This is a genomic window from Phycisphaerae bacterium (genome assembly GCA_035275405.1).
GTDB lineage: Bacteria > Planctomycetota > Phycisphaerae > UBA1845 > UTPLA1 > DATEMU01.
Window position 1 is genome coordinate 225648 of the sequence record DATEMU010000003.1, and the last position, 20796, is coordinate 246443.

Consider the following 20796-nt stretch of genomic DNA (forward strand, 5'->3'; position numbering starts at 1 on the left):
CGCTCCTCTTACCATGCCTGATTGGAAGTGAGGCCCCGTGAGGCTGGCTGACCGGATTATCATCAACGTCATCTCGAACTACGGGCTGACGGCACTGGGTATCGTGGCCAATCTGGTCATGGTGCCGGTGGTCATCAATGGCCTGGGGCGTAGTGGGTTCGGTCTGGCCACCATGATCCTCGCTGCACTGGGGGTGTTTGACCTTTTAGCCAACACCGTGGGCCGCGCCCTGGAGCGCCAACTCCCACCGTTGCTTGCGGACGACGATCGGGAACAATTCGGGCGGACATTCAATACCGGGCTGTTGGCGTTCGCGGCCATCGGGGCCCTGGGGGCGTTGGTCATCCTGGCGATCAAGGACTGGCTAACGGGAGATGCGCACAAGGAACTTGGTTTCGAGGGGGATGCTACGTTGACGTGTTGGCTCTTGGCAGCCTACATGGTCGTGGGGTATCCGTGGGTTTGCTACCAGAAGACGCTGGGAGCGATGCAGCGTTACGACTTGATCGGTTTGTTCAGCGGGAGCACGACGCTGGTGCGGATCGTCATCGTGATGGGGCTGTTCTGGGCGGGGTACGGCAGCATCAGTCTATTCGCCGGGTCCCTGTTCGCGGCGCTTTGGCTCACGAATATTCTGTGCCGCGGATCGCTTCGACGATTGAGGCCGGGAATTTCGGAATCATTCAGCCAGGTCGATCGCGCGACTGTGCGACGTGTCGGAAAGTTCGCGGCGGCGACGCTATTCGTGGTGATCGGCAACGCGCTGGTGACCCAGGGGTTCACGATCCTGGTCGGCAAGCAGTTGGGAATGGGGGCGCTCGGAGGACTCGCCGCCGTTCTGACCATTCGCACGCTGTTGTGGACCTTGATTTACAACGTGGCCGGCGTCCTGACGCCGGCTGTCAGTAATCTCGAAGCCCTTGGACACGATCAGAATATCGCCAAGCTCTTCCTGTCCGGCGCGAAATACTCGGCGATGATGGCGGTGATGATCTGCGGCGTGCCGCTGATGATCGCAGCGCCGTTTCTGGAGCTTTGGTTGGGTGCGGAGTTCAAGGGGCTGGACTGGCTGCTGTACATGTTACTGGTTGTGCAGATTCCACTCTCTCCTGCGCTCACTTCCCAACAAGTGTTGTTAGGCCTGGGCCGCGTAAGGATCACCGGGCTGGTGGTCTTTGCCAGAGGAGCCTTGGCGATTCTTCTGGCCGCGGGTTACTTACAGTGGATTGGGCAGAGCCTGGAGGGATCGGCGGCTTGCGTGTTCGGCATGCAATTCATCGGGGGAATGACGCTCTTCTTCATTGCCTCATCCGTCCTGAAGATCGGCTGGTTCCGGGCCGTTAAGGAAGTTCTCGGGCGTCCCCTCGCGATCGGCGTTGTAGGCGGCATCGTGACCTGGCTGATGTCGAATCGGCTCGGCACGGAGAGCTGGTGGCCGCTCATCGCCGCGACGGCGGCGGGAGAACTGGTTTTTCTGGTGTTGGCTCTGACGATTGGATTCAACCGCGAAGAACGGGCAAAGCTGCACTCCTTCGCTGGCCGCGCGAAGAACCGTTTGATGCCGACGCTCGAGTCGACCGTACGCGCCGCGGAGCGCGAGTCATGAGCGGACGGGCGATGTGGCTGTCGGTCCTCCTCGCAGGCCCTCCGGCGCTGGGCCAGGGACTGGCGGAATCCCTACCCGCTCGAGGCAATGCCTGGCACATCGCGAGCGGAGACGTGATCGGCGATTCGGCGACCGAGATCGTGTACGCCTGTTACGACGGCGCCGTCTGTTGCCAATCGACCTCCGACGCAACCGCAGGGTGGAAATATGAAACGCGGGCGTTTCCGTACGATCTTGCCGTCGTCGACGTGGACGACGACGGAAAGTGCGAAGTCCTGGTCGCCTCGGCCGATGGCCGATTAAGCTGCGTGGGGTCACAGGGGTCGTTGCGATGGACTATGGAGGCAGCGGCGCCGCTGTATCAAGTTGCGGTGATTCGTGCGCCCGGCGGGGTGCGCGTCGTTACCGGAGGCGTCGATCGCAAGCTCTATGTCGTCGATGCATCGGGGCGGCTGGAAAAGACGATTCCCTGGTTCAAACCAATTCGATTGATTCGCAGCGGCGATCTGGACGGCGATCAACGGCCGGAGTTGGTGGTCGCGAGCTGGAGCGGAGAAGTACAGGCCCTCCGCTGGCCGGAAGGGACGGAATGGTGGCGGAGAGATTTGCGTCGCGAATCGACGCCGGGCGCGAGGCCAGGGATCTGGTTTGCGCATTCGCTGGTCATCGGGGACCTGGAGGGTGATGGGCCTTGCGAACTGATCTTCGGGACGGGAAACGATCGCCGTCCGGGCGTTCGAGTACTGTCCGGGGACGGATCGCTCCGTTGGGAAACGTCCGAGGATATCGGCTCGTCGGACGGCGGCACCATGGGCCACACCGCAGTCGCCTTGTGCAATTTGGGCGGGCCCATGGGACGTCAGGTCGTGGCGCTGGACGGTCGCTACCTCTTTCTCATCGATCGATCGGGGCGATCGTGGGCGAAAGCCGCCGCCCCCGTCTCTTTCACGAACCTGTGCCAGGAAGAACCCGGAACCGCCGGATCATCGGTCTTTCTCTCTTCGTCGTCGAACGGGGATGATCGAGTTTATCGTGTCCGGTTGGAGAAGGGGTGGGAAAAATCGTTTGAGGCGCTGCGACGCGAAGGAAGGATGCAGCGGATCACGGATGATCTCGACCGGATCCGAAATCAGATCATGGACTATCGCGGTTCCGCGCCGGCCGGGCCGCGCTACGTGCAAGTCGTGGGATTCGGAAGCGTCGCCACCGCGCCCCAGTTAGATTCTTTTTTTCAATTGATCGCCCATTACCGCCGGGTTCTTCCCTATCCCAATTGCGTGTTTGCGATCAACGTATCGGCGAATGTGGAGAAGCCCGTCCCGGGTTTTCCCAGTGACGGGTCGACCGGCGGACATTCCATTTCATCCGCTCAGCTCATTGAGGTCGTCAGGAAATGTGAAAAGGCCGAAGTGCCATTCATCTTCACGGTCGCCCACGGGTGTCTTCCGTGGATCCCGCTGGATCTGGTGGAAACGATCGCCACCGAAGGCCGCAAGTCGTGTCTGGGGTTTCTCAGCAGCGAGGATGACGGCAATGAAGAACAGGTTGCTCATTTCCTGTTGGATTACTGGATGCCGCTGATGGAGATTTGCAGGCGCACGGGCAAGAAGGGAGTTCTGGTGGAGAAACATGCGTGGTGGGCTACGGTCCCCGCCATGAAACGATTTCGCAGCCTGTTCGACGGAACGTATCGGGATGTGCTCGTGATGAGCGTGGAAGACAGCAATTCACGCTCTCCGGAATTGAATCTGATGGGTCGGCTGGGATTGTATCTATCGGGTTGCGCCGAAATGTCAGCCCGGACCATTCTCGATGAGATGTGCTGGAATCGCCAATGGGAGTGGGAGGCGCCCACCACCGGGCACCCGTTCCTGCGGCGGCAGATCGTGCAAGGGCTCCTGGGGGCTCGCTATTACGAATACATGCTTCCGTTACAGTCGTACGAATGGGGCCGGCGCGGTGGCTTCTCCGTCATCGGTGCGGAATCCGCGGAGTTGATTATTCATATGTTGGGCAAGGGCTTACTCATCCCCCCGGTGCCGAGCGACATGGCGGGAATCTCGCCGGTGATGCTCCGAATGCGCGAGCCCAATGAGAGATTCACGAAAGAAGCCTTCAATATCCACGGCCATGATTCGTTCGTACCCGATCGGGAGGAGAATGAATCGCCCTTCGAGGGGCTCGCATGCCACCGGGGCGCAGCGCCCGTGCGACCGTCTTATGTCGGGGGCTATTTGCTTGGAATTGAACGTCACGCCGCCGGATTCATACCCAGTACGCCCTTCGGAATCCCTGCCCTCGTTCCACAAAGTGTCGAACGGAGCCGATGCAGTTGGGCAAAAAGCGACTGGGAGACGGACGGACGATGGTGGTTTGAGGGGACGGAAAGGCGGTCGGGGCTCGAGGCACGGTCGAGCGTCCTGCAGAGTTTTGAACAAAGCGCTCTCGACCTCCCGCTCCGCGTGGAAGGCGCGGTGTTCATGCAGGTCCAAAAACTCGGCCCCGATATCTTACGGGCCACGCTGGTTGATACGGGATTTCTGAATCCTGCCGATCGGGCCGTCTCGATACGCGTCCGAACAGGCTTGCGTGTGAACAAGGTCGTGGATCTGATGAGTGGGACACCGTTGGAAGTCAATGCGGGGTTGATCGCGCTTATCGTACCGGCCGGAGCGTTTCGAATCATCGAATTTCATGGACAATTCTGACGCAGTGGGACAGTCCGGTGATTCTGGCCGCATGGGCCCTCGACGTCTGAGGCGGTCGCGCCGCCGCTTCGCGCTAGCGGCGATTCTGCTGGCGTGCGTCGTGGCACTGGCGCTGTCGGAGGCCGTGCTACGGTTGTTTGTACCTGTCACGGACGTGCCTTTTCAGTTCTGGGATCCGGTAGTGGGTCCACGGCGGCTTCCCAATCAGGCGGGAAATTATTTTAGCGGGGCGTCGGTACGCGCCCGTTACCATTTCAATACGCAGGGTTGGAACTATCCCGATGACTTTTCATTTGCGCGGCCCGCCGGGACGCGGCGCGTCTGCATTGTTGGAGACTCCTACGTTGAGGCGCTGCAAGTGAATTGCGACAAGCAAATGGCCGTGGTGTTGGAGCGCCTGCTTTCGCGACCGGGTCGTCCCGTGCAGTGCTATCCCTTCGGGGTGTCCGGCTACGGAACGGCGCAGGAATACCAGATCATTCGCCACTACGCACTCGATTATGCGCCCGATGTGGTGATCGTGTTTTTTACGTCAAACGACGTCTACGACGCGTCACCCTATCTGAGTCCGATCGATTCAGCCTACGCGCGCTATCGACTTGACGCCTCCGGGGAGCTGGAGCGCATGCCGATGACGCCCTGGGCCCCTTCGGGGTTGCGAAGGTTCGCCGCAAAGTTCGCGTTGGCGCGATACACGCTCATTCAAAATCGCCTGTTGAGTCCCCGTCGCGCAACGGGTCCGGGTGGCGTCACGCTTCGAGAGGCGTCGGACGACACGCGTGAGGACCAGTTTCCCGGCATAGGAATGAGTCAGGACGAGCGCGGAAAGATGAGCTGGCTGCTCGTGGAGCGCCTCTTGTCAGCCGCGCAATCTGATTGCCAGGCGCGCGGCGCGACGCTGGTAGTGGTGTATCGGGGGAATCTGCCCGAGATCGAGGCGGCGGAGGGCGGGCCTGCCTATCAGCCGATGACGAAGGAAAATGATCCGTACTGCCTCGATCAACGGATCTTCGAGATGGGTCGCGACTTTCTGGAACCCATGGCTGCCCGATTGAAGATCCCGTATCTGGATTTCACGACGGCGCTGGTGGACGAAGTGAAATCCACGGGTCGCCCCCATAATTTTTCGGACGACGATCATTTCAACGAATTGGGTCATGCCGCGGCCGCCAGGGCAATGGCGGGACTCGTCGAGCACATTATCAGCGGGCCGGACGGGGAGCGGTCGCAGCCGCCGGCCCCGGCGGAAAGCCCCCATCGCTGAGGCTAGAATGCGGGCGCTGTCGGAGGTGGGAATTCCCGTTTATCTTTGCCGTCTGACTCGGCCGACGACCTTTACAGGTATTTGCGATGACGTCCTCGAATAATATTGTGCCGCCGGCGCCGGCGAATCTCTATCGTGCGCCGCGCGTGCGCCGCGAAGTGCTCTCGCCGTTCGTACTTTCTTCAGCGAGTCAGACTCACGGTCCCGCCGAGGGGAGACTCCCGACTTTTCTTGGGTTTCTTACCGCCGTCTACCTGGTCTCAGTTGCTACACTAAGTTCCGCGGTTTTGGAGGCGTCTTGGATTCCCCAAGTGGTCGGCGTCGTCCTGGGGGTCTGCTGGCTGGTCGTAGGGCTCTTCATTAAAGGCCAGGAGATTCGCTGGGTTTGGCCCATTTCGCTCTACCTTCTGTTTGCCGTTTGGGCGGTGACCGGACTTTTTGTCACGGCGGAACTGACTTTTTTCACCATGCTCATCACGACGCTCGCAAAGGTGGCGGGCGTGACCTGGATCTGCCTTCAATGCGTTCAGACGCGGCGCGACGTGTTGTTCTGTTACTTTCTTCTTGGATTTGCCAGCTTGATCGTGTTGTACCAGGGCATTGATGCGATCGTCCACTCCATCGAATTCGCCGGCGAAAAGGGAGCCAAAGACGTGCGTGCGGGGACCACCCTCCTGGCCAATGCCAACGATCTTGGCGAATTCGGTGTGATTACGCTGGTGGGCGTAACCGCCTGTGTCATGGGCTACAAGAACACCTTCGTGCGGGTCGTCTCCCTGGGATTCGGAGTCGCCGCCCTCTATATCATTGCGGCGTCCGGGTCGCGGACGGCGATGCTGGGGACGGTGACCTTCGCCACGGCGTTGTACTTCTTCCACTTCAGAAACGCGGGGGCGGCCAGTGCCGGGCGCCGGGTGCTCCTGGTGTTCTTATCGCTCTTCCTTGTGGCGGCCAGCGCGTATTTCGTGGCCAAACTGCCGTTTTTCTACCGACTACAGGAGGTCTTCTCCAGCAGGGAGAACCTCGAAAAGGAGCCTCGCGTTGAATACTTTTTCCGGGCGATTGAGAGCACGGCACAACACCCAGTTTTCGGATTGGGATTAGGAGGATTCGCGATGGCGCGCTTGGGAGTCGGCGCGGGGGGTAAGGGACATTATTCGCATTCGACAGTATCGGAAACCCTGTCATGCACCGGCATTCCCGGATTCCTGCTGTACTATGGAGCGCAGTTTGCGTTCTTCCGGATTCTGCAGAGAACTCGAAGACTGCCGCTTCCGAAGCCCGACAAGACGATGGTGAATATTATTATGGCTCACTTTTGGGTCTACCTGTTTTTCAGCACGGTCGTCTCGATGGACAGCCATCGGCTCGCCTGGCCCCTCGTCGGGGGATTACTCGGCTACGTCTGGAGTCTCAACAAGAGGTATGCCGCGGCGAGTCCGTCCTACGCGACGGCCTAAGGGCCCGACGAAGAGAACAATTGAATTCGTTTGACGCCCTTCGTTCCTTTCCCTGGTCGTTATGAAAATCGCCATCGTTCTGGACTCGCTGGCTCGCGGCGGCGCCGAGCGACAAGCCATGTTCGCCGCGCGCGAACTGACGCGACACGGCCGGGACGTCGAGTTGATCTACTACCATCGCATCGAAGACGGTTATGACCCGGCGATCATGGAGGATACCCGCGTCACGTACCTGCCCAAGGACGGCGCTTATTGGGGCCATCTGCTGCGGCTGAAGAATCACCTCAAGCGAGGCCGCTTCGATATTGTGCACGGGTTCAAGAGCAGCCCGACGCTTTACGCCGCGCCCGCAGGACGATGGGCCGGCGCGGCGGTCGTCCTGGGGGGCATTCGGTGCGAATATGACGATACGGGGTTGGTCCGCCTCGGACATCGAGTCGCGAACCGGATGCTCGACGGCTGGGTGGTAAACTCACGGGCAACGACCGAGTCGCTGGTCCGCGAGTTGGGCGTGAACCCGGACCGGGTCTTCGTCGTACCAAACGGGATAGAGCCGCAATCGTTTCAAACACCTTTGTCGCCCGAAGAAGCCAAACATCGCCTGGGGATACCCCCGCATTGCGGGGTCGTGTCGATATTCGCGGCAATACGACCGCAGAAGAACCATGGACTGTTCATTGAAATGGCATCGCGAGTGCTCAAGCGGCTGCCCCACACCCGGTTTCTTGTCATTGGGGACGGCGAAAAACGCGCGGAGTTCGAGCGGCAGGCTGAAGTGATCAGTATCGCCAGGAGCGTTCTGTTCCTGGGCAACCGCGCGGATATTCCCGAACTGCTCGCCGCGACGGATATATCCGTGCTCACGTCCCATTATGAAGGGCTTGCCAACGCCCTCTTGGAGGCGATGGCGGTGGGAATACCGGTCGTCACGACCGGGTACGCCGGTGCGGATGAACTGGTAAGTGACGGCCATGAGGGGTACATCACGCCGATGGGCGACGCCGAGGCGATGGCTCAACAAATTATCGAGTTACTGGAAGATCCCGCCCATCGGCGGCGGCTGGGAGAAAACGGCCGGCGAACGGTGGCCGCGCGATTTGAAATGCCCACCATGGCGAATAATCTGTACGGCGTTTACGAACGTTGCTTTGCGGAGTCCAAGCGAAAACGACGCGCCTCTTTTTCCGGCGCGACGTCCTGACGATCACTTCTCGCCCTACTGGAATCAGTACTATTTGCGGAATTTGCGGCATCGTTGATTTTGCGTCCGGCGGACCGGATGAAGCTGTTGTTGGGAAAATGGTGCGCGCACTATCGCATCGCGGACCGGACGACAGCGGAGTCTGGGTGAAAGGGCCGGCGGGGCTGGGACAGGCGCGACTCAGCATCATCGACTTGTCGCCGACCGGGCATCAGCCGATGTCCACGGATGACGGCCGTTACACAATTACTTACAACGGTGAGATCTACAACTTTCCGGAGATTCGGCGCGAGTTGGAGGGGGAGGGGGTCCGATTTCGCGGCCGCTCGGACACGGAAGTGGCGTTGAATGCGTACGCACGCTGGGGATCCGCGGCTTTCTCCCGATTCAACGGCATGTTCGCCATCGCGTTGTGGGATGATCGCGAGCAGCGCATTTGCCTGGTACGCGATCGATTCGGGATCAAACCGCTTTACTATCACGCGTTCGCCGGCGGAATCGTTTTTGGCTCGGAAATGAAGGCCATCCTGGCGTCATGCCGGGCCCGGCGCACGATGGACTGGCACGCACTGTCCGAATACATGTACTATGGGAATCCGCTCGGGCCACATACCTTCTTCGAGAATATTCGCCGCCTTCTGGCGGGAGAGTACCTCACCGTGGATCGCAATGGACTGAACATCGCGGCCTATTGGAGAGTGGAGGACATCCCGGCCGTTGCAGACAACATCGAGCAAGCGACCGGCCGCGTGCGCGAACTGATGGACAAGGCCGTCGAGCGTCATTTGATCAGCGACGTGCCGGTAGGCGTGTTCCTGAGCGGCGGAATAGATTCATCGACAGTGACGGCCCTGGCCTCGCGCCATCATTCGGGACGGCTACGGACCTACTCGGTCGGTTTTGATGTGGAACACGGGATCAACGAGCTTCCCAAGGCGCGGCGGGTAGCCGAACGATTCGGCACCGAACATCAGGAGCTTCGAATCGCGGGCAAGAACATGCCCGACATTATTGAGCGGCTGGTGCGCTGCCACGACGAGCCCTTCGCCGATTCGGCCAACCTCGCGTTGTACCTGCTCTGCGAAGCACTAAAGGGATCCGTCAAAGTGATCCTGCAAGGGGACGGCGGGGACGAGATCTTCGCGGGGTATCGGCGCTATAACGTCCTTTCGTTTGAGAGATTCTGGCGCGGCGTGTCGCGTCCCGCGATGGCGGCGGCGGCGCTCATCTTCCGCGGCCCGACCTATTATCGAGCCACCCGCTTCTTCCGGGCGATGAGCGACCCGGACCCGGCGATGCGCATGGCGCTGATGCTGACCGAGGAGCCGTTTGACGATCCGCCGACGCGCGTCCTTTCCAAAGAGGCGATGCAGCGCGTTTCGACGCTGGATCCCTTCGAGCGTTACAGAGAACTCTACGCGCGGCTGCGGCATCTCGATCCGGTGCAGAGAATGCTCCACGCCGATTGCCAGATTTTGTTAACCGACCAGTTTCTAGAAAAGGTCGATCGCGCGACGATGGCGCACAGTATTGAGGTTCGAGTGCCGTTCCTCGATGCCGAAATGACGCAGTATGTCATGGGGCTGCCGTCGGCGATGAAGGTCAAGCGCGGCCAGAAGAAGTGGATTCTGCGAAAAGCCATGCGCGGCATCGTGCCGGACGAGATTCTCGACGGCCCCAAAACGGGATTCGGGGTGCCGTTCAAGGACTGGATGGGCGGGTCGCTGGCCGAGTACGCGAAATCGGTCCTCTTGGATCCGGCGACGACGTCTTGGGGGCTGTTCGAGCCACGCGCTCTGGAGCAGGCGTTTCAAGAGCACTTGGCGGGGACGCGAAACAACGGCTTTTTGCTGTATAAATTGCTGAACCTCGCGCTGTGGCGCCGGTTTTACCTCTGCGAGAACTAATTTGACCGCCGCCGCCCCACCTCCCGATTTGGCGATCCTCGGTTCATATCCGCCGCCCTACGGAGGCGTGGCGGTGCACGTGCAGCGGCTCTGCCCGCTGCTGGAGGCCCGCGGCGTTCGCTTCGTCGTGTACAATGCGACGGGCGACTTCGGCGACGGGCGGCGCGTCGTGTCGGTCTTTTCTCAGCGCCGATCGTGGATCATTCGTTACGCCTTCACGAGCCGCGAGCGAGCGGTCTTTCTGATGTCCGATCGATTGACGACGTGGGTGGCGGCGGCGCTGATGGTGATGTTGCGGGGGAAACGCGTCGCGATCCGGCTGCGAAATGCGGCACTGCCCGATTGGATCACGCAATCGGGTTGGCGCCGCCGCCTGGCCGGATTCGCCCTGCGCCGAATGACGGCCGTCGTTTGTGTTAGCCCTTTGTTGATGAAATCCGCCCGCTCGTTGGGTGTTCCGTCAGATCGACTTCATTTGTCTCCGGGATTCTTGCCGCCGGCGGATGCCCAGGCCGATGGAAACGCGGTGAATCCGGAGGTTCTGGATTTCGTTCATCGGCGCGGGCCGATTATTGCGGCGAATGGCAAGGTCGATTGGTATCGAGGCGAGGATCTTTACGGATTGGACCACCTGTTGGAACTGGCGGCGCGGCTGAAGCCCGATTATCCCAACATCGGCGTCGTTGCGTGCATGTGGAATCATTTGCCGGGCGACGACGACTACATTCAGAAATTGAGGGAGGAGGCACGCCGCCGCGGCGTCAGCGATGCGGTGCTCTTCAACACCCGCAGCGGCGTTTTCGTACCGGTCCTCGCCGAGGCCGACGTCTTCATCCGGCCGACCAACACCGACGGTGACGCGAATAGCGTCCGCGAAGGACTGTATTTTGGCATACCGACGATCGCGAGTGATGCGGTCGAGCGACCGCCGGGGACCATCCTCTTTCGCACGCGCGACATAGACGACATGGAGGCCAAAGTCCGCACGGTCCTTCAAAGACGCGGGCCGGACGAGCGTCCCTCGCCCGAACTCAGGGCCGAGGATCGAGCGAGAATTGATCGTTACCTCGATTTACTGGAATCCCTGGCCCGGGGCGGCACGTCGCCGGCGCGACTAGTTTAGAGAACCCAACCATATGTGCGGAATCTGCGGATATGTCGGCGTCCATCGGCCGGAGCTGCTGGAGCCAATGTGTCTGGCCATGAGCCATCGCGGGCCCGACGACATGGGCACGTGGCATGACCAGGCTGGGCCGGTCGGACTGGGGCATCGCCGTCTTTCGATCATCGACCTCAGCCCGGCCGGACATCAGCCGATGACGAACGAGGATGGGTCAGTCTGGATCTCGTATAACGGCGAGATCTACGACTTCCAGAGGCATCGCGAGCGATTGGTTGCCCAGGGCCATCAGTTCCGAAGTCAGAGCGACACCGAAGTACTGGTGCATTTGTACGAGGAACTGGGGCCGGATTTTGTAGGCGAACTAAACGGGATCTTCGCTATCGCCCTCTGGGATTCGCGGCAGCGGCAGTTGTTGTTGGCGCGGGACCACGCGGGAATCAAACCCCTGTACTACTGGCAGGATGGCGAGAAGCTCTATTTCGCGTCGGAGATCAAGGCCTTGACGCGGATTCCCGAACTGCCGCGCGAATTGAATGAGAACGCCGTGCCGCAGTATCTGACGCTCCTGTGGGTGCCCGGTGAGGAGACGATGCTCAAGGCCGTGCGCAAGATTGAGCCCGGGCATTTGCTGCTATGGAAGGACGGGCGAATCACGACGCGGCAGTGGTTTTCACTGGATTACGAGCCCGATGAGTCGGTCAGCGAGGCGGAGTGGATTGAGCGCGTTCACGATACATTCATGCGGACGACGCGGCGGCAGATGGTGTCGGACGTGCCGCTGGGCGCGTTTCTCTCCGGTGGGACCGATTCGTCGGCGATCGTTGCGTGCATGAGACAATCGTTCCCGGATCGACCGATCAGTTGTTATACCTACACCTTCGACGCGGCCGACATGGCCCGCGATCAATTCGAATACGATTACCCCTATGCGCAGGAAGTGGCTCGGATCTTGAACGTGCGGCTGAAGTCGTTTCATCTGCGACCGGACGTCATTTCCATTCTCCCCAAGCTCGTCTATCACATGGACGAACCGGACGCGGACCAGTCCATCTTTCCTGCATACTTGATTTCGAAGCTCGCGCGGGAGGATGGGACGACGGTGCTTCTGTCGGGAACGGGCGGCGACGAGGTCTTCTTCGGCTATCGCAGCCATCAGGCGCTTCGACGGATGGAGAAACTGCGCTGGATACCGCGCTGGCTGATGTCGCCGGCCCTCGCGGCGGCGAGCGGGGTCAGCACATCGCTGATGGGGGCGCAAAGCGCGCTGCCTCGGCGGCTGCGCAAGTTTCGCAGCGGGCTCATGGGCAATGGGGTAGAGCGGTTTCTGGCGCTGTCGGACTGGTCGAGCCCGACGGCCCGCGAGCGGATTTACACGAATGGATTAGCCTCGCGGCTGGACGGGACGCGTACCGCGTCGGCGGTCCTCCAGAAATACTACGACAGCTTTCGCGGTACGGGCGAGTTGAACCGGCGCTCGCACATCCTGATCCAGACGTTTCTGGCGGCGCACAACTTCAACTATACGGATAAGACGAGCATGGCGGCGTCGGTCGAGACCCGCGTCCCCTATCTGGACGTGGAACTGATGCGGCTTTGCGCGCAAATCCCGGAGCGGTATAAGCTGAAGGGATTAGAGACGAAGTATCTTCTGAAGGAGGCGATGCTGCCGTACCTTCCGCGATCGGTGCTCTATCGAAGCAAGACGGGTTTCGGCGCCCCCCTGCGAAAATGGGTGGCGGAAGATTTGCGGGATTGCCTCCAGGAACAGCTGGGCCCCCGGCGGCTGGGGAGCCGCGGCCTTTTTGAACGTACCGCCATTGGGCACATCCTGAAAGAAAACGAAGAAAACAAGGCGGATCACGCCTACTTGATTTACGCGCTATTGAATCTGGAGTTATGGTTACAAACGTTTGTCGATCGGGCCGGCGAGCCGGTCAGTCTATGAACAAGAGAATCCTCTCGGCTTGGGGTAACGGAAAATGGCCCTGAAGACCGACGTGAAAACTTATTGGGAAGCCAAGGTCTGTGGCACGACCTATGGCCGCAACCGTGCGGACGAGTCCGTGGATTTGGAGCGGATGGCGGAGACTCGCTACCGCCTTGAACCCTATATCCCCCCTTTTGCCGATTTTCCGTCGGCGCGGGGGAAGCGGATGTTGGAAATCGGTGTCGGCGGCGGAGTTGATTTTTCCAATTGGGTCAAGAACGGTGCGGACGCGACGGGGGTGGATCTGACCGAGGCGGGAATTAAAATGGCCAGAGCGCGGCTCGAAAGCATGCCACGCGCCGTTGGGAAGGCGGGGGGGAAATATCGGCTACTCGTCGCCGATGGGGAGAACCTGGCCTTTCCCGACGCGACTTTTGATTTTGTTTACTCTTGGGGCGTCCTGCACCACTCGCCCGACACGGCCAAGGCGTTTTCGGAAGTCAGCCGAGTCCTCAAACCGGGCGGGACGTTTAAGGGAATGGTCTATCACGCGCGGAGCATGGTGAATTACATGTTGTGGCTGCGCTGGGGGTTGATGAGTGGCAAGCTCATCTCGGTTCGTCGGGCTGTGTTTGAAAACCTTGAGAGCCCTGGCACGAAGGTTTATTCCGTCGACGAAATCCGAACTTTGCTTGCGACGGTCGGGTTTAAGGATATCCATGCGTTGAGCCATCTGAGTTTCGGCGATCTGCTCATGAATAAGCCCTCAACCCGATATCAGTCCCCCCTTTACCGGATCGTATGGAAGCTGTATCCCCGATGGTTCATTAGGCTGCTGGGCCACCGCTTCGGCGGGAATCTGATGTTCGTCGCTACCAGGTGAGTGCCAAAGCCGCGCCATATCGGTTAACTTTCCAATCGTGAAACAAGTCCTTCAGAACCTTAAGACTGGCGTGATCGAGCTGGAAGAGCTGCCCTGTCCGCTGGTTCGCGACGGGCACCTGTTGATACAGACTCGTTCGACGCTTATCTCCGCGGGAACGGAGCGTATGCTCGTTGAACTGGGCAAGGGCAGCCTATTGGCCAAGGCCCGCGCTCAGCCTGACAAAGTCAAACAGGTCCTCGACAAGATCAGAACCGACGGCCTCTTGCCGACGCTGGAGGCCGTATTCTCGCGTCTGGATGAGCCGCTGCCGCTGGGGTACTGCAACAGCGGCGTGGTGATTGAGGTGGGTAAGGGTGTCGAGGGGTTCTCCGTTGGCGATCGGGTGGCGAACAACGGGGCGCACGCGGAGATGGTTTGCGTTCCGCGAAACTTGTGCGCGAAGATTTCCGAGGGCGTTGACGATGACTCCGCGAGCTTCGCGATACTCGGGGCCATCGGGCTTCAGGGCATTCGGCTGATTGAACCGAGCATCGGCGAATCCGTCGTCGTCATTGGCCTGGGGCTGATTGGGCTGATGACCGTGCAGATGCTGATCGCCGGGGGATGCAAAGTACTGGGAATCGATCCCAGTCCGGCGCGGCAGGAGTTGGCGCGGGGATTTGGTGCGGAGACGGCGGCGTCAGGCGAAGGAAGCGATCCCGTGTCGGCCGCGCTCGCCTTTTCCGACGGCCGGGGCGTCGACGGCGTGGTGATCACGGCGTCGTCGCGAAGCAGCGACATCATGCACCAGGCGGCGGCGATGTGCCGAAAGCGCGGGCGGATCGTCCTGGTCGGCGTCGTCGGTCTGGAGCTTTCGCGCACCGACTATTACAAGAAAGAACTATCTTTTCAGGTTTCTTGTTCCTATGGACCGGGTCGCTACGACGCCGACTACGAGGAAAAGGGCCGGGATTACCCCCTGGGCTTCGTTCGCTGGACGGCCCAAAGGAACTTCGAGGCCGTGCTGGCCCTGATGGCGTCCGGGAAATTGAACGTTGCGCCATTGATCAGTCGGCGGATCGCGCACGGTGACGCGGCGGAGGCGTACCGCACGCTGACCGACGACCGGGCTGCGTTGGGAATCGTCCTGACCTATCCGCAAGCGCCGCCTTCGACGCAGCGCGTGGTGACGGTGACGTCTTCTGCAAGGACGAGCGCGCCCAAGGGCGGCGCGGTGCTCGGTCTGATCGGAGCGGGCACCTTTGCCAAGCGGGCTTTGCTCCCGCACCTCAAGGGTTGCCCGGTTCGGCTGCGGATTGTGGCGAGCGCCGGGGGCGTGAGCGGCGGTCACCTGGCCCGGAAGTTCGGGTTTGAGCGGGTGACTACGGATTATCAGGAAGTGCTTCGCGATCCGGAGGTCAACCTCGTCTATATCGCGACTCGCCACCATCTGCACGCGCGGATGACGCTGGAGGCGCTGGCCGCGGGTAAGCACGTGACCGTTGAGAAGCCGCTTTGTTTGACGCTGCAGGAGCTGGCGGAGATTGCGGCCGCGCATGCCCAATCGCACGGACAGCAGCTCTTCGTCGGGTTCAATCGGCGGTTCGCGCTGCCGACGGTAAAGATGAACGAACTTCTCCGCAGCCGCACGCAACCGCTGTGCGCGAGCATCATGGTCAACGCCGGGATCGTCGGCGCCGACGCCTGGGTGCAGGACGCGGAGCAGGGCGGCGGCCGGATCGTCGGCGAAGCCTGCCATTTCATTGACCTGATCTCCCATCTGGCGGCCTCGCCGATCACTCGCGTCATGACGACGACCATCGGCAGGGGGCCGGGCGATTCCACTCGCGACGATAAGGCAACCATCACGCTGACGCTTGCGGATGGTTCGATGGGCACCGTTCATTACTTCGGCAACGGCGACAAGAGTTACCCCAAGGAAACTATCGATGTGTTTTGTGAAGGACGTGTCCTTCGGCTGGAAAATTTTCGCGTCCTTCGGGGATACGGCTGGCCCGGCTTTGCGAAATACCGCCTCTTCAAGATCAACAAGGGCTTTCACGAGACGGCCTTCAGCATTACACAAACGGTCGCCCGCGGCGGGCCGGCATTGATGCCGTTTGACGGAATTGTCAACGTGATGAAGGCGACGTTCGCGGCCGTTGAATCGGCGCGGACGGGCCAACCGATCGACCTCCCGTAACTCAAGTGCCTCTGTCATTCCATCCCAGGATTGTTTCTCCCGGCCGGGCCCTGCTGACGCAGCGCGATGGAACACTCTATATCGGCAACGGATACTCGATCTGGCGGTCCAAAGACGACGGCAAATCGTGGCAACCCCGCGCGCAGATACCGTCGTCGGCGAAGCGAAAGGTCATACAGCTGTCGCGGATGCTCTCGCGACTCTTCCGCCACGAAGTGCGGGCACTCGGCGTGCTGACCGACGGATCGCTCGTGGCCTCCAATCGCGAGTGGGTGTATTTCTGCGGCCCGGCCGAATCGATGATGACGCGGGCCATTCTCGATGAGGGCCGGCAGCGATTGTCGCCGCCGATGTGCGTGACCGTGGGGCCGAACGATCGAATCCTGTGGGGCGAGTACGATTCGAGAGCCGCCCACGGCAAGCCCGTACGGCTTTTTGTTTCCGACGACGGCGGTCGGCGCTACGACGTGGCCCGCGTGTTTGAGGGGGGGAGTATTCTTCACATCCACAACCTCTTCTACGACGCCGGGTTGGAGAAATACTGGCTGCTCGCGGGCGATCAAGACCACGAACCGGGCATTGGACTTCTGAGCAGCGATCTCAAGGATTTCGATTGGGTCGGAAAGGGCAAGCAAGTCTATCGCGCCGTGGACGTCTTCGACTTCGGCGATCGGCTGGTCTATGGGATGGACACCGAAAAAGAGGCCAACGCGGTGCTCTCGCTGGACAAGGCAACGGGCAGAGTCGAGCGGATCGCGGAGATCGACGGTAGCTGCATCTATTCATGCCGGTTTGGGCGATGGTACGTTCTTTCGACAACGGTCGAGCGCTCCGCCGTCAACCAGTCACGGAATGCGGGATTGTATGTTTCGCGCGACGGGGCCACGTGGAGCCGCGTCTATGAGGCTGAGAAAGACGGCTGGAACATGCAGTACTTTCAATATGGTTCAATTATTCTGCCGCGAGGCGGGAGCGATCGAGAAACGATCTTGTTCAGCGGGCAGGCGGTGCGCGGCATCGACGGAAAGGTCCTGACGGCCGATCTGTCGCAGTGGCGGGACGACAAATAGCGCGAAGTGGAGTCGGGTCATTTCTTTTCGCCCATCCTTTCAACTCATACGCCTGATGGGAATCCGATGGATTCTCTACCGGGCCGCCTACGCCTTTCGCAGCAAGTCCGGACTGCTCAGGCGGCGGTTTCCGGCCCCCGCGCGGCGGTCGGTCTCGCTCGGCGACGTGGTGGGCGAGTCCGGGCTGGCCCATCCAGCCGCCTACGTCGAGCATCGTTCGTCCATCCGCGGACGATTTTTTTTTGATCCCGGAGCGCTGCCCGCACCGGCGCTCCTGGGCGACGTGACGGGGCCGCGGGGCCGCGATCGCACGATTCAAATCGCCGACGATCTTGCGCGCGGGCGATTTCTGTATTTCAGCCGGCAGTCCCACGAACTCGGGTGGCCGACGGACTGGCTGCTCAATCCCCTGACGGGCGGCCGGCACGAGGCGCGGACGCATTGGTGCGACTATGAGACCTTTTCGCCGGAACGAGGCGACATCAAGGAAGTCTGGGAGCCGTCGCGATTCGCCTGCGCATACTGGTTGGTTCGGGCGTATGCACTGACGGGCGACGAGAAGTACCCGCGGGCATTCTGGGAACTGTTCGAATCGTGGTGCGAGCAGAACCCGCCGAATCGCGGGCCGAACTGGAAGTGCGGGCAGGAGACGGCGATCCGGCTTTTTGCATGGTGTTTCGCGCTCCATGGCTTGTGGAAATCGCCCGCGACGACGCCCGATCGAGTCGCGGCGATGGTCACGAGCATCGCGCTGCAGGCGCGGCGGATCGCGGGCAATATCGATTACGCCGTCTCGCAGAAGAACAATCACGGCATCAGCGAGGCGGTCGGGCTCCTGACGGTCGGGCTGGTGTTCCCGGAGCTTCGCGGGGCGGACGAGTGGCGACAGGAGGGGCGGCGGATTTTCGAGCAGGAAGTCCTGCGCCAGGTCTATGCCGACGGGGCGTTCGTGCAACATTCGATGAATTACCATCGCGTGCTGCTGCACGATTGCCTGTGGGCGATCCGGCTGGCCGATCGGTGCGGCGAGCCGATTGCGGAAGAGGTTCGGCGGCGTGTCGCGGCGGCGGCGGAGTTCCTCTTTCAGATGCATGACCCGGCCACCGGACACGTGCCGAATTACGGGCCCAATGACGGCGCGCTGCTCCTGCCGCTGGATTCGTGCGACTACCGGGACTTCCGGCCCACGATTCAGGCCGCGTGTTACCTCGCGGACCGTCGGCGGGTACTGGAGCGCGGCCCCTGGGATGAAACGATGCTGTGGCTCTTTGGGGCGGGCGCGCTGGACGGGCCGCTGGCGCAACGGTCCCCGGAATCGAAACGGTTTGATGAGGGGGGCTATTATACGCTGCGCAATGGTCACTCGTGGTGCATGATCCGCTGCCATTCGTATCGCGATCGGCCGGCTCATGTCGATCCGCTGCACCTGGACCTGTGGCATCGCGGGGTCAACGTGCTCGGCGACAGCGGGACGTACAAGTATTATCTCGCCGGCTCGCCCGCCCTGGAGCATTATTTCAAGGACATCGCCGCGCACAACACCGTCGAGATCGACGGCCGGGGACCGTTGGAGCTTTTTACGCGGTTCACGTGGCTGCCCTGGCCGCGGGGGCGCTGCAGGGAGTACGGGCCGGGAGTTTTTGCCGGAGAACATCTGGCGTACGAGAGAGATCCCTGGCATGTCACCCATCGCCGCCGCGTTCGGGTTCTTGGAGAGGGCCGGTGGGAGGTGACCGACGAACTTGCGGGAACCGGCCGGCATCAAGCGACATTGCGGTGGCACCTGCTCGACGTCCCGTACACGTTCGAACGCGGGGCCGGGCGGTTGACGCTGGAGGCCGCGTGCGGGCGCGTGGGAATTGAAATCGAGGGACCGCCCGGCTTGGCGCTCGATATTCATCGAGGAAAAGAGGAGCCCGGCAAGACGTCGGGCTGGATGTCGCTTTACTACGGCGAACTGCTGCCGCGACCGACGCTGGAGGCCCGCGTTGACTGCTCGTTGCCCGCGACGATTGTCACGCGGATTCATTTGCCCTAGTGCGCCGTCCGCCGCTGGGGGCGGACGCTACTGCCATGCCTTCCACACCCTACTGGACCAATCGCCTCGCCCGCCCCGACGAAACGGCCGCCATCCTCGGCCTCGTTCGCGCGGTTCATGGCGATGCGCATCCGGAACTCAATGAGAGGTATTTTTCGTGGCGCTATCTGAGCGATACGCCGTTTCGCGCGGACATCCTCATGGCGGAGCACGAGGGCCGGCCCATCGGCATTCAGCCGGTGGCGATCTTCGATTGGCAGTGGGGCGCGACGCGGCTTGCGGGGGCGATGTATACCGGCGTGCTGACGCATCCCGATCATCGCCGGCGCGGGGTGTTTCGGTCGCTGATCGACAGCTCGAACGAGCACGCGGCCGCGCGCGGGGCGCAGTTCAGCATGACGCTGCCCAATGACGCTTCGCTGCCCGGGTTTCTGAATTTCGGCGACTGGCAGTATCCCGGGCTGATTCCGCTCGCCCTCAAAGTCGTCGATGGCGCGGCGATGCTGCGGCCGAAGATCGGTGGGCTTCTCGCCGGGCTGGTCGGTTGGGCGCCGAATCTGGCGTTTCGCCGCCGGGCCGATGAGGGAGGGATGGGGGACATCGTCTGCGAGACGGCCGCGGTCGCTCCGGCGGAACTCGATGAGGTATTCAGTGCGTTTTCCCATGGCTGCGATCGCCTGATGATCCGCCGCACCGCGGCGTATTGGAACTGGCGGTATTTGACCCGGCCGGGATCGAGCTATCGCACCCTTGTCGCGCGGCGCGCCGGGCGTGTGGTGGGGGCCGTCATCACGGCGGTCGGGCGGCGGATGGGGCTGGATGTCGGGCTGATCGCGGACATCGTCGGCGAGGGCGGCGTGACCGTGCTGCGGCGGTTGATTCGCGCGGCGGAAGAAGAACTCGTCGGGCGCGGGCTGGGCCTGGTGACGTGCCAGGCGACAAGCCCGCTGCTGCAGGAAGCACTGGCCGCCGAGGGATACTGGCGGCCCGAGCCGCGGAAGCTGCCGAAGAAGTTTCATTTCGTGTATCGACCGACGGGCGTGGCGGGGTTGCCCAAGGCCCCGGCGAGCATTGCTGACTGGCACCTGACGTTTGGGGATTCGGATAATATGTAGCGCACTCGTTCATAGGAAGTTCCTTCGTGACAGACCCGCAGCGGCCCGCGGGTTTTTTTGTTGGTGGAACAAGACGGAACAGGACGGAACGGGGCTACTGATGGCGGTCGCCGAGGCGGGTAAACTCCTGCACGCATTTTTTTAGCGCAACTGACTGCAATTGAGCGCAACGTCTGAGCAGGAGAGGCGACTGGAGTTGAACGGAGGCGCGGGTGGTGCAAACGATCAAACTTTTCAGGTTGAAAACGCTTGAAAATCTTGAAATTCATCGTCATGGCGCGGATCGTCCGGGGCCGCGTTCGTCGGGTA

Annotated in this window: 13 protein-coding genes; all 13 read left to right on the top strand. The window is 61.4% G+C overall.

What is annotated here, in order from left to right; all coding sequences use genetic code 11:
* The first annotated feature begins 37 nt into the window (after positions 1 to 37).
* Entirely contained in the window at positions 38 to 1606 is a 1569-nt protein-coding gene (locus VJZ71_02865) for a lipopolysaccharide biosynthesis protein (GenBank protein ID HKQ46994.1), read from the top strand.
* The gene (locus VJZ71_02870) at positions 1603 to 4314 is read left to right on the top strand and encodes a VCBS repeat-containing protein (GenBank protein ID HKQ46995.1); all 2712 of its coding nucleotides are present in this window, start codon (positions 1603 to 1605) and stop codon (positions 4312 to 4314) included. Before VJZ71_02865 ends, VJZ71_02870 begins: the two co-directional genes overlap by 4 nt.
* Positions 4315 to 4345: 31 nt before the next feature.
* Positions 4346 to 5578 carry an SGNH/GDSL hydrolase family protein gene (locus VJZ71_02875; protein HKQ46996.1) on the top strand — a complete coding sequence of 411 codons (1233 nt, stop codon included), beginning with the start codon at positions 4346 to 4348 and terminating at the stop codon, positions 5576 to 5578.
* Between the two features lie 311 nt (positions 5579 to 5889).
* Positions 5890 to 7038: an O-antigen ligase family protein gene (locus VJZ71_02880; protein ID HKQ46997.1), complete on the top strand. Its 1149-nt coding sequence runs from the start codon at positions 5890 to 5892 to the stop codon at positions 7036 to 7038.
* 61 nt (positions 7039 to 7099) lie between these two features.
* A complete protein-coding gene (locus tag VJZ71_02885; protein HKQ46998.1) occupies positions 7100 to 8239 on the top strand; it encodes a glycosyltransferase in 1140 nt (379 codons plus the stop codon).
* Entirely contained in the window at positions 8182 to 10146 is a 1965-nt protein-coding gene (gene asnB / locus VJZ71_02890; GenBank protein ID HKQ46999.1) for an asparagine synthase (glutamine-hydrolyzing), read from the top strand. The genes VJZ71_02885 and asnB (VJZ71_02890) overlap by 58 nt, the downstream gene beginning before the upstream one ends.
* A gap of 1 nt (position 10147) precedes the next feature.
* Positions 10148 to 11269 carry a glycosyltransferase family 4 protein gene (locus tag VJZ71_02895; protein ID HKQ47000.1) on the top strand — a complete coding sequence of 374 codons (1122 nt, stop codon included), beginning with the start codon at positions 10148 to 10150 and terminating at the stop codon, positions 11267 to 11269.
* A gap of 13 nt (positions 11270 to 11282) precedes the next feature.
* Positions 11283 to 13214: an asparagine synthase (glutamine-hydrolyzing) gene (gene asnB / locus VJZ71_02900; GenBank protein HKQ47001.1), complete on the top strand. Its 1932-nt coding sequence runs from the start codon at positions 11283 to 11285 to the stop codon at positions 13212 to 13214.
* 34 nt (positions 13215 to 13248) lie between these two features.
* Entirely contained in the window at positions 13249 to 14079 is an 831-nt protein-coding gene (locus VJZ71_02905) for a class I SAM-dependent methyltransferase (GenBank protein ID HKQ47002.1), read from the top strand.
* Positions 14080 to 14116: 37 nt separating this feature from the next.
* Positions 14117 to 16264 (top strand): bi-domain-containing oxidoreductase, encoded by a 2148-nt coding sequence (locus VJZ71_02910; protein ID HKQ47003.1) that lies wholly within the window; start codon positions 14117 to 14119, stop codon positions 16262 to 16264.
* Positions 16265 to 16269: 5 nt separating this feature from the next.
* Positions 16270 to 17334, top strand: a complete 1065-nt coding sequence (locus VJZ71_02915; protein HKQ47004.1) for a sialidase family protein — start codon at positions 16270 to 16272, stop codon at positions 17332 to 17334.
* A gap of 55 nt (positions 17335 to 17389) precedes the next feature.
* Positions 17390 to 19372, top strand: coding sequence for an alginate lyase family protein (locus VJZ71_02920; GenBank protein HKQ47005.1), 1983 nt, complete (start codon positions 17390 to 17392; stop codon positions 19370 to 19372).
* 35 nt (positions 19373 to 19407) lie between these two features.
* On the top strand, positions 19408 to 20487 hold the full coding sequence (locus tag VJZ71_02925; GenBank protein HKQ47006.1) for a GNAT family N-acetyltransferase: 1080 nt from the start codon (positions 19408 to 19410) through the stop codon (positions 20485 to 20487).
* Positions 20488 to 20796: the final 309 nt, after the last annotated feature.

Bases quoted from the DNA above. Each gene is read 5' to 3' on its own strand.
- VJZ71_02870 (HKQ46995.1), top strand. From the start codon at position 1,603: ATGAGCGGACGGGCGATGTGGCTGTCGGTCCTCCTCGCAGGCCCTCCG.
- VJZ71_02875 (HKQ46996.1), top strand. From the start codon at position 4,346: ATGGGCCCTCGACGTCTGAGGCGGTCGCGCCGCCGCTTCGCGCTAGCG.
- VJZ71_02885 (HKQ46998.1), top strand. From the start codon at position 7,100: ATGAAAATCGCCATCGTTCTGGACTCGCTGGCTCGCGGCGGCGCCGAG.
- asnB (HKQ47001.1), top strand. From the start codon at position 11,283: ATGTGCGGAATCTGCGGATATGTCGGCGTCCATCGGCCGGAGCTGCTG.
- VJZ71_02905 (HKQ47002.1), top strand. From the start codon at position 13,249: ATGGCCCTGAAGACCGACGTGAAAACTTATTGGGAAGCCAAGGTCTGT.
- VJZ71_02920 (HKQ47005.1), top strand. From the start codon at position 17,390: ATGGGAATCCGATGGATTCTCTACCGGGCCGCCTACGCCTTTCGCAGC.
- VJZ71_02925 (HKQ47006.1), top strand. From the start codon at position 19,408: ATGCCTTCCACACCCTACTGGACCAATCGCCTCGCCCGCCCCGACGAA.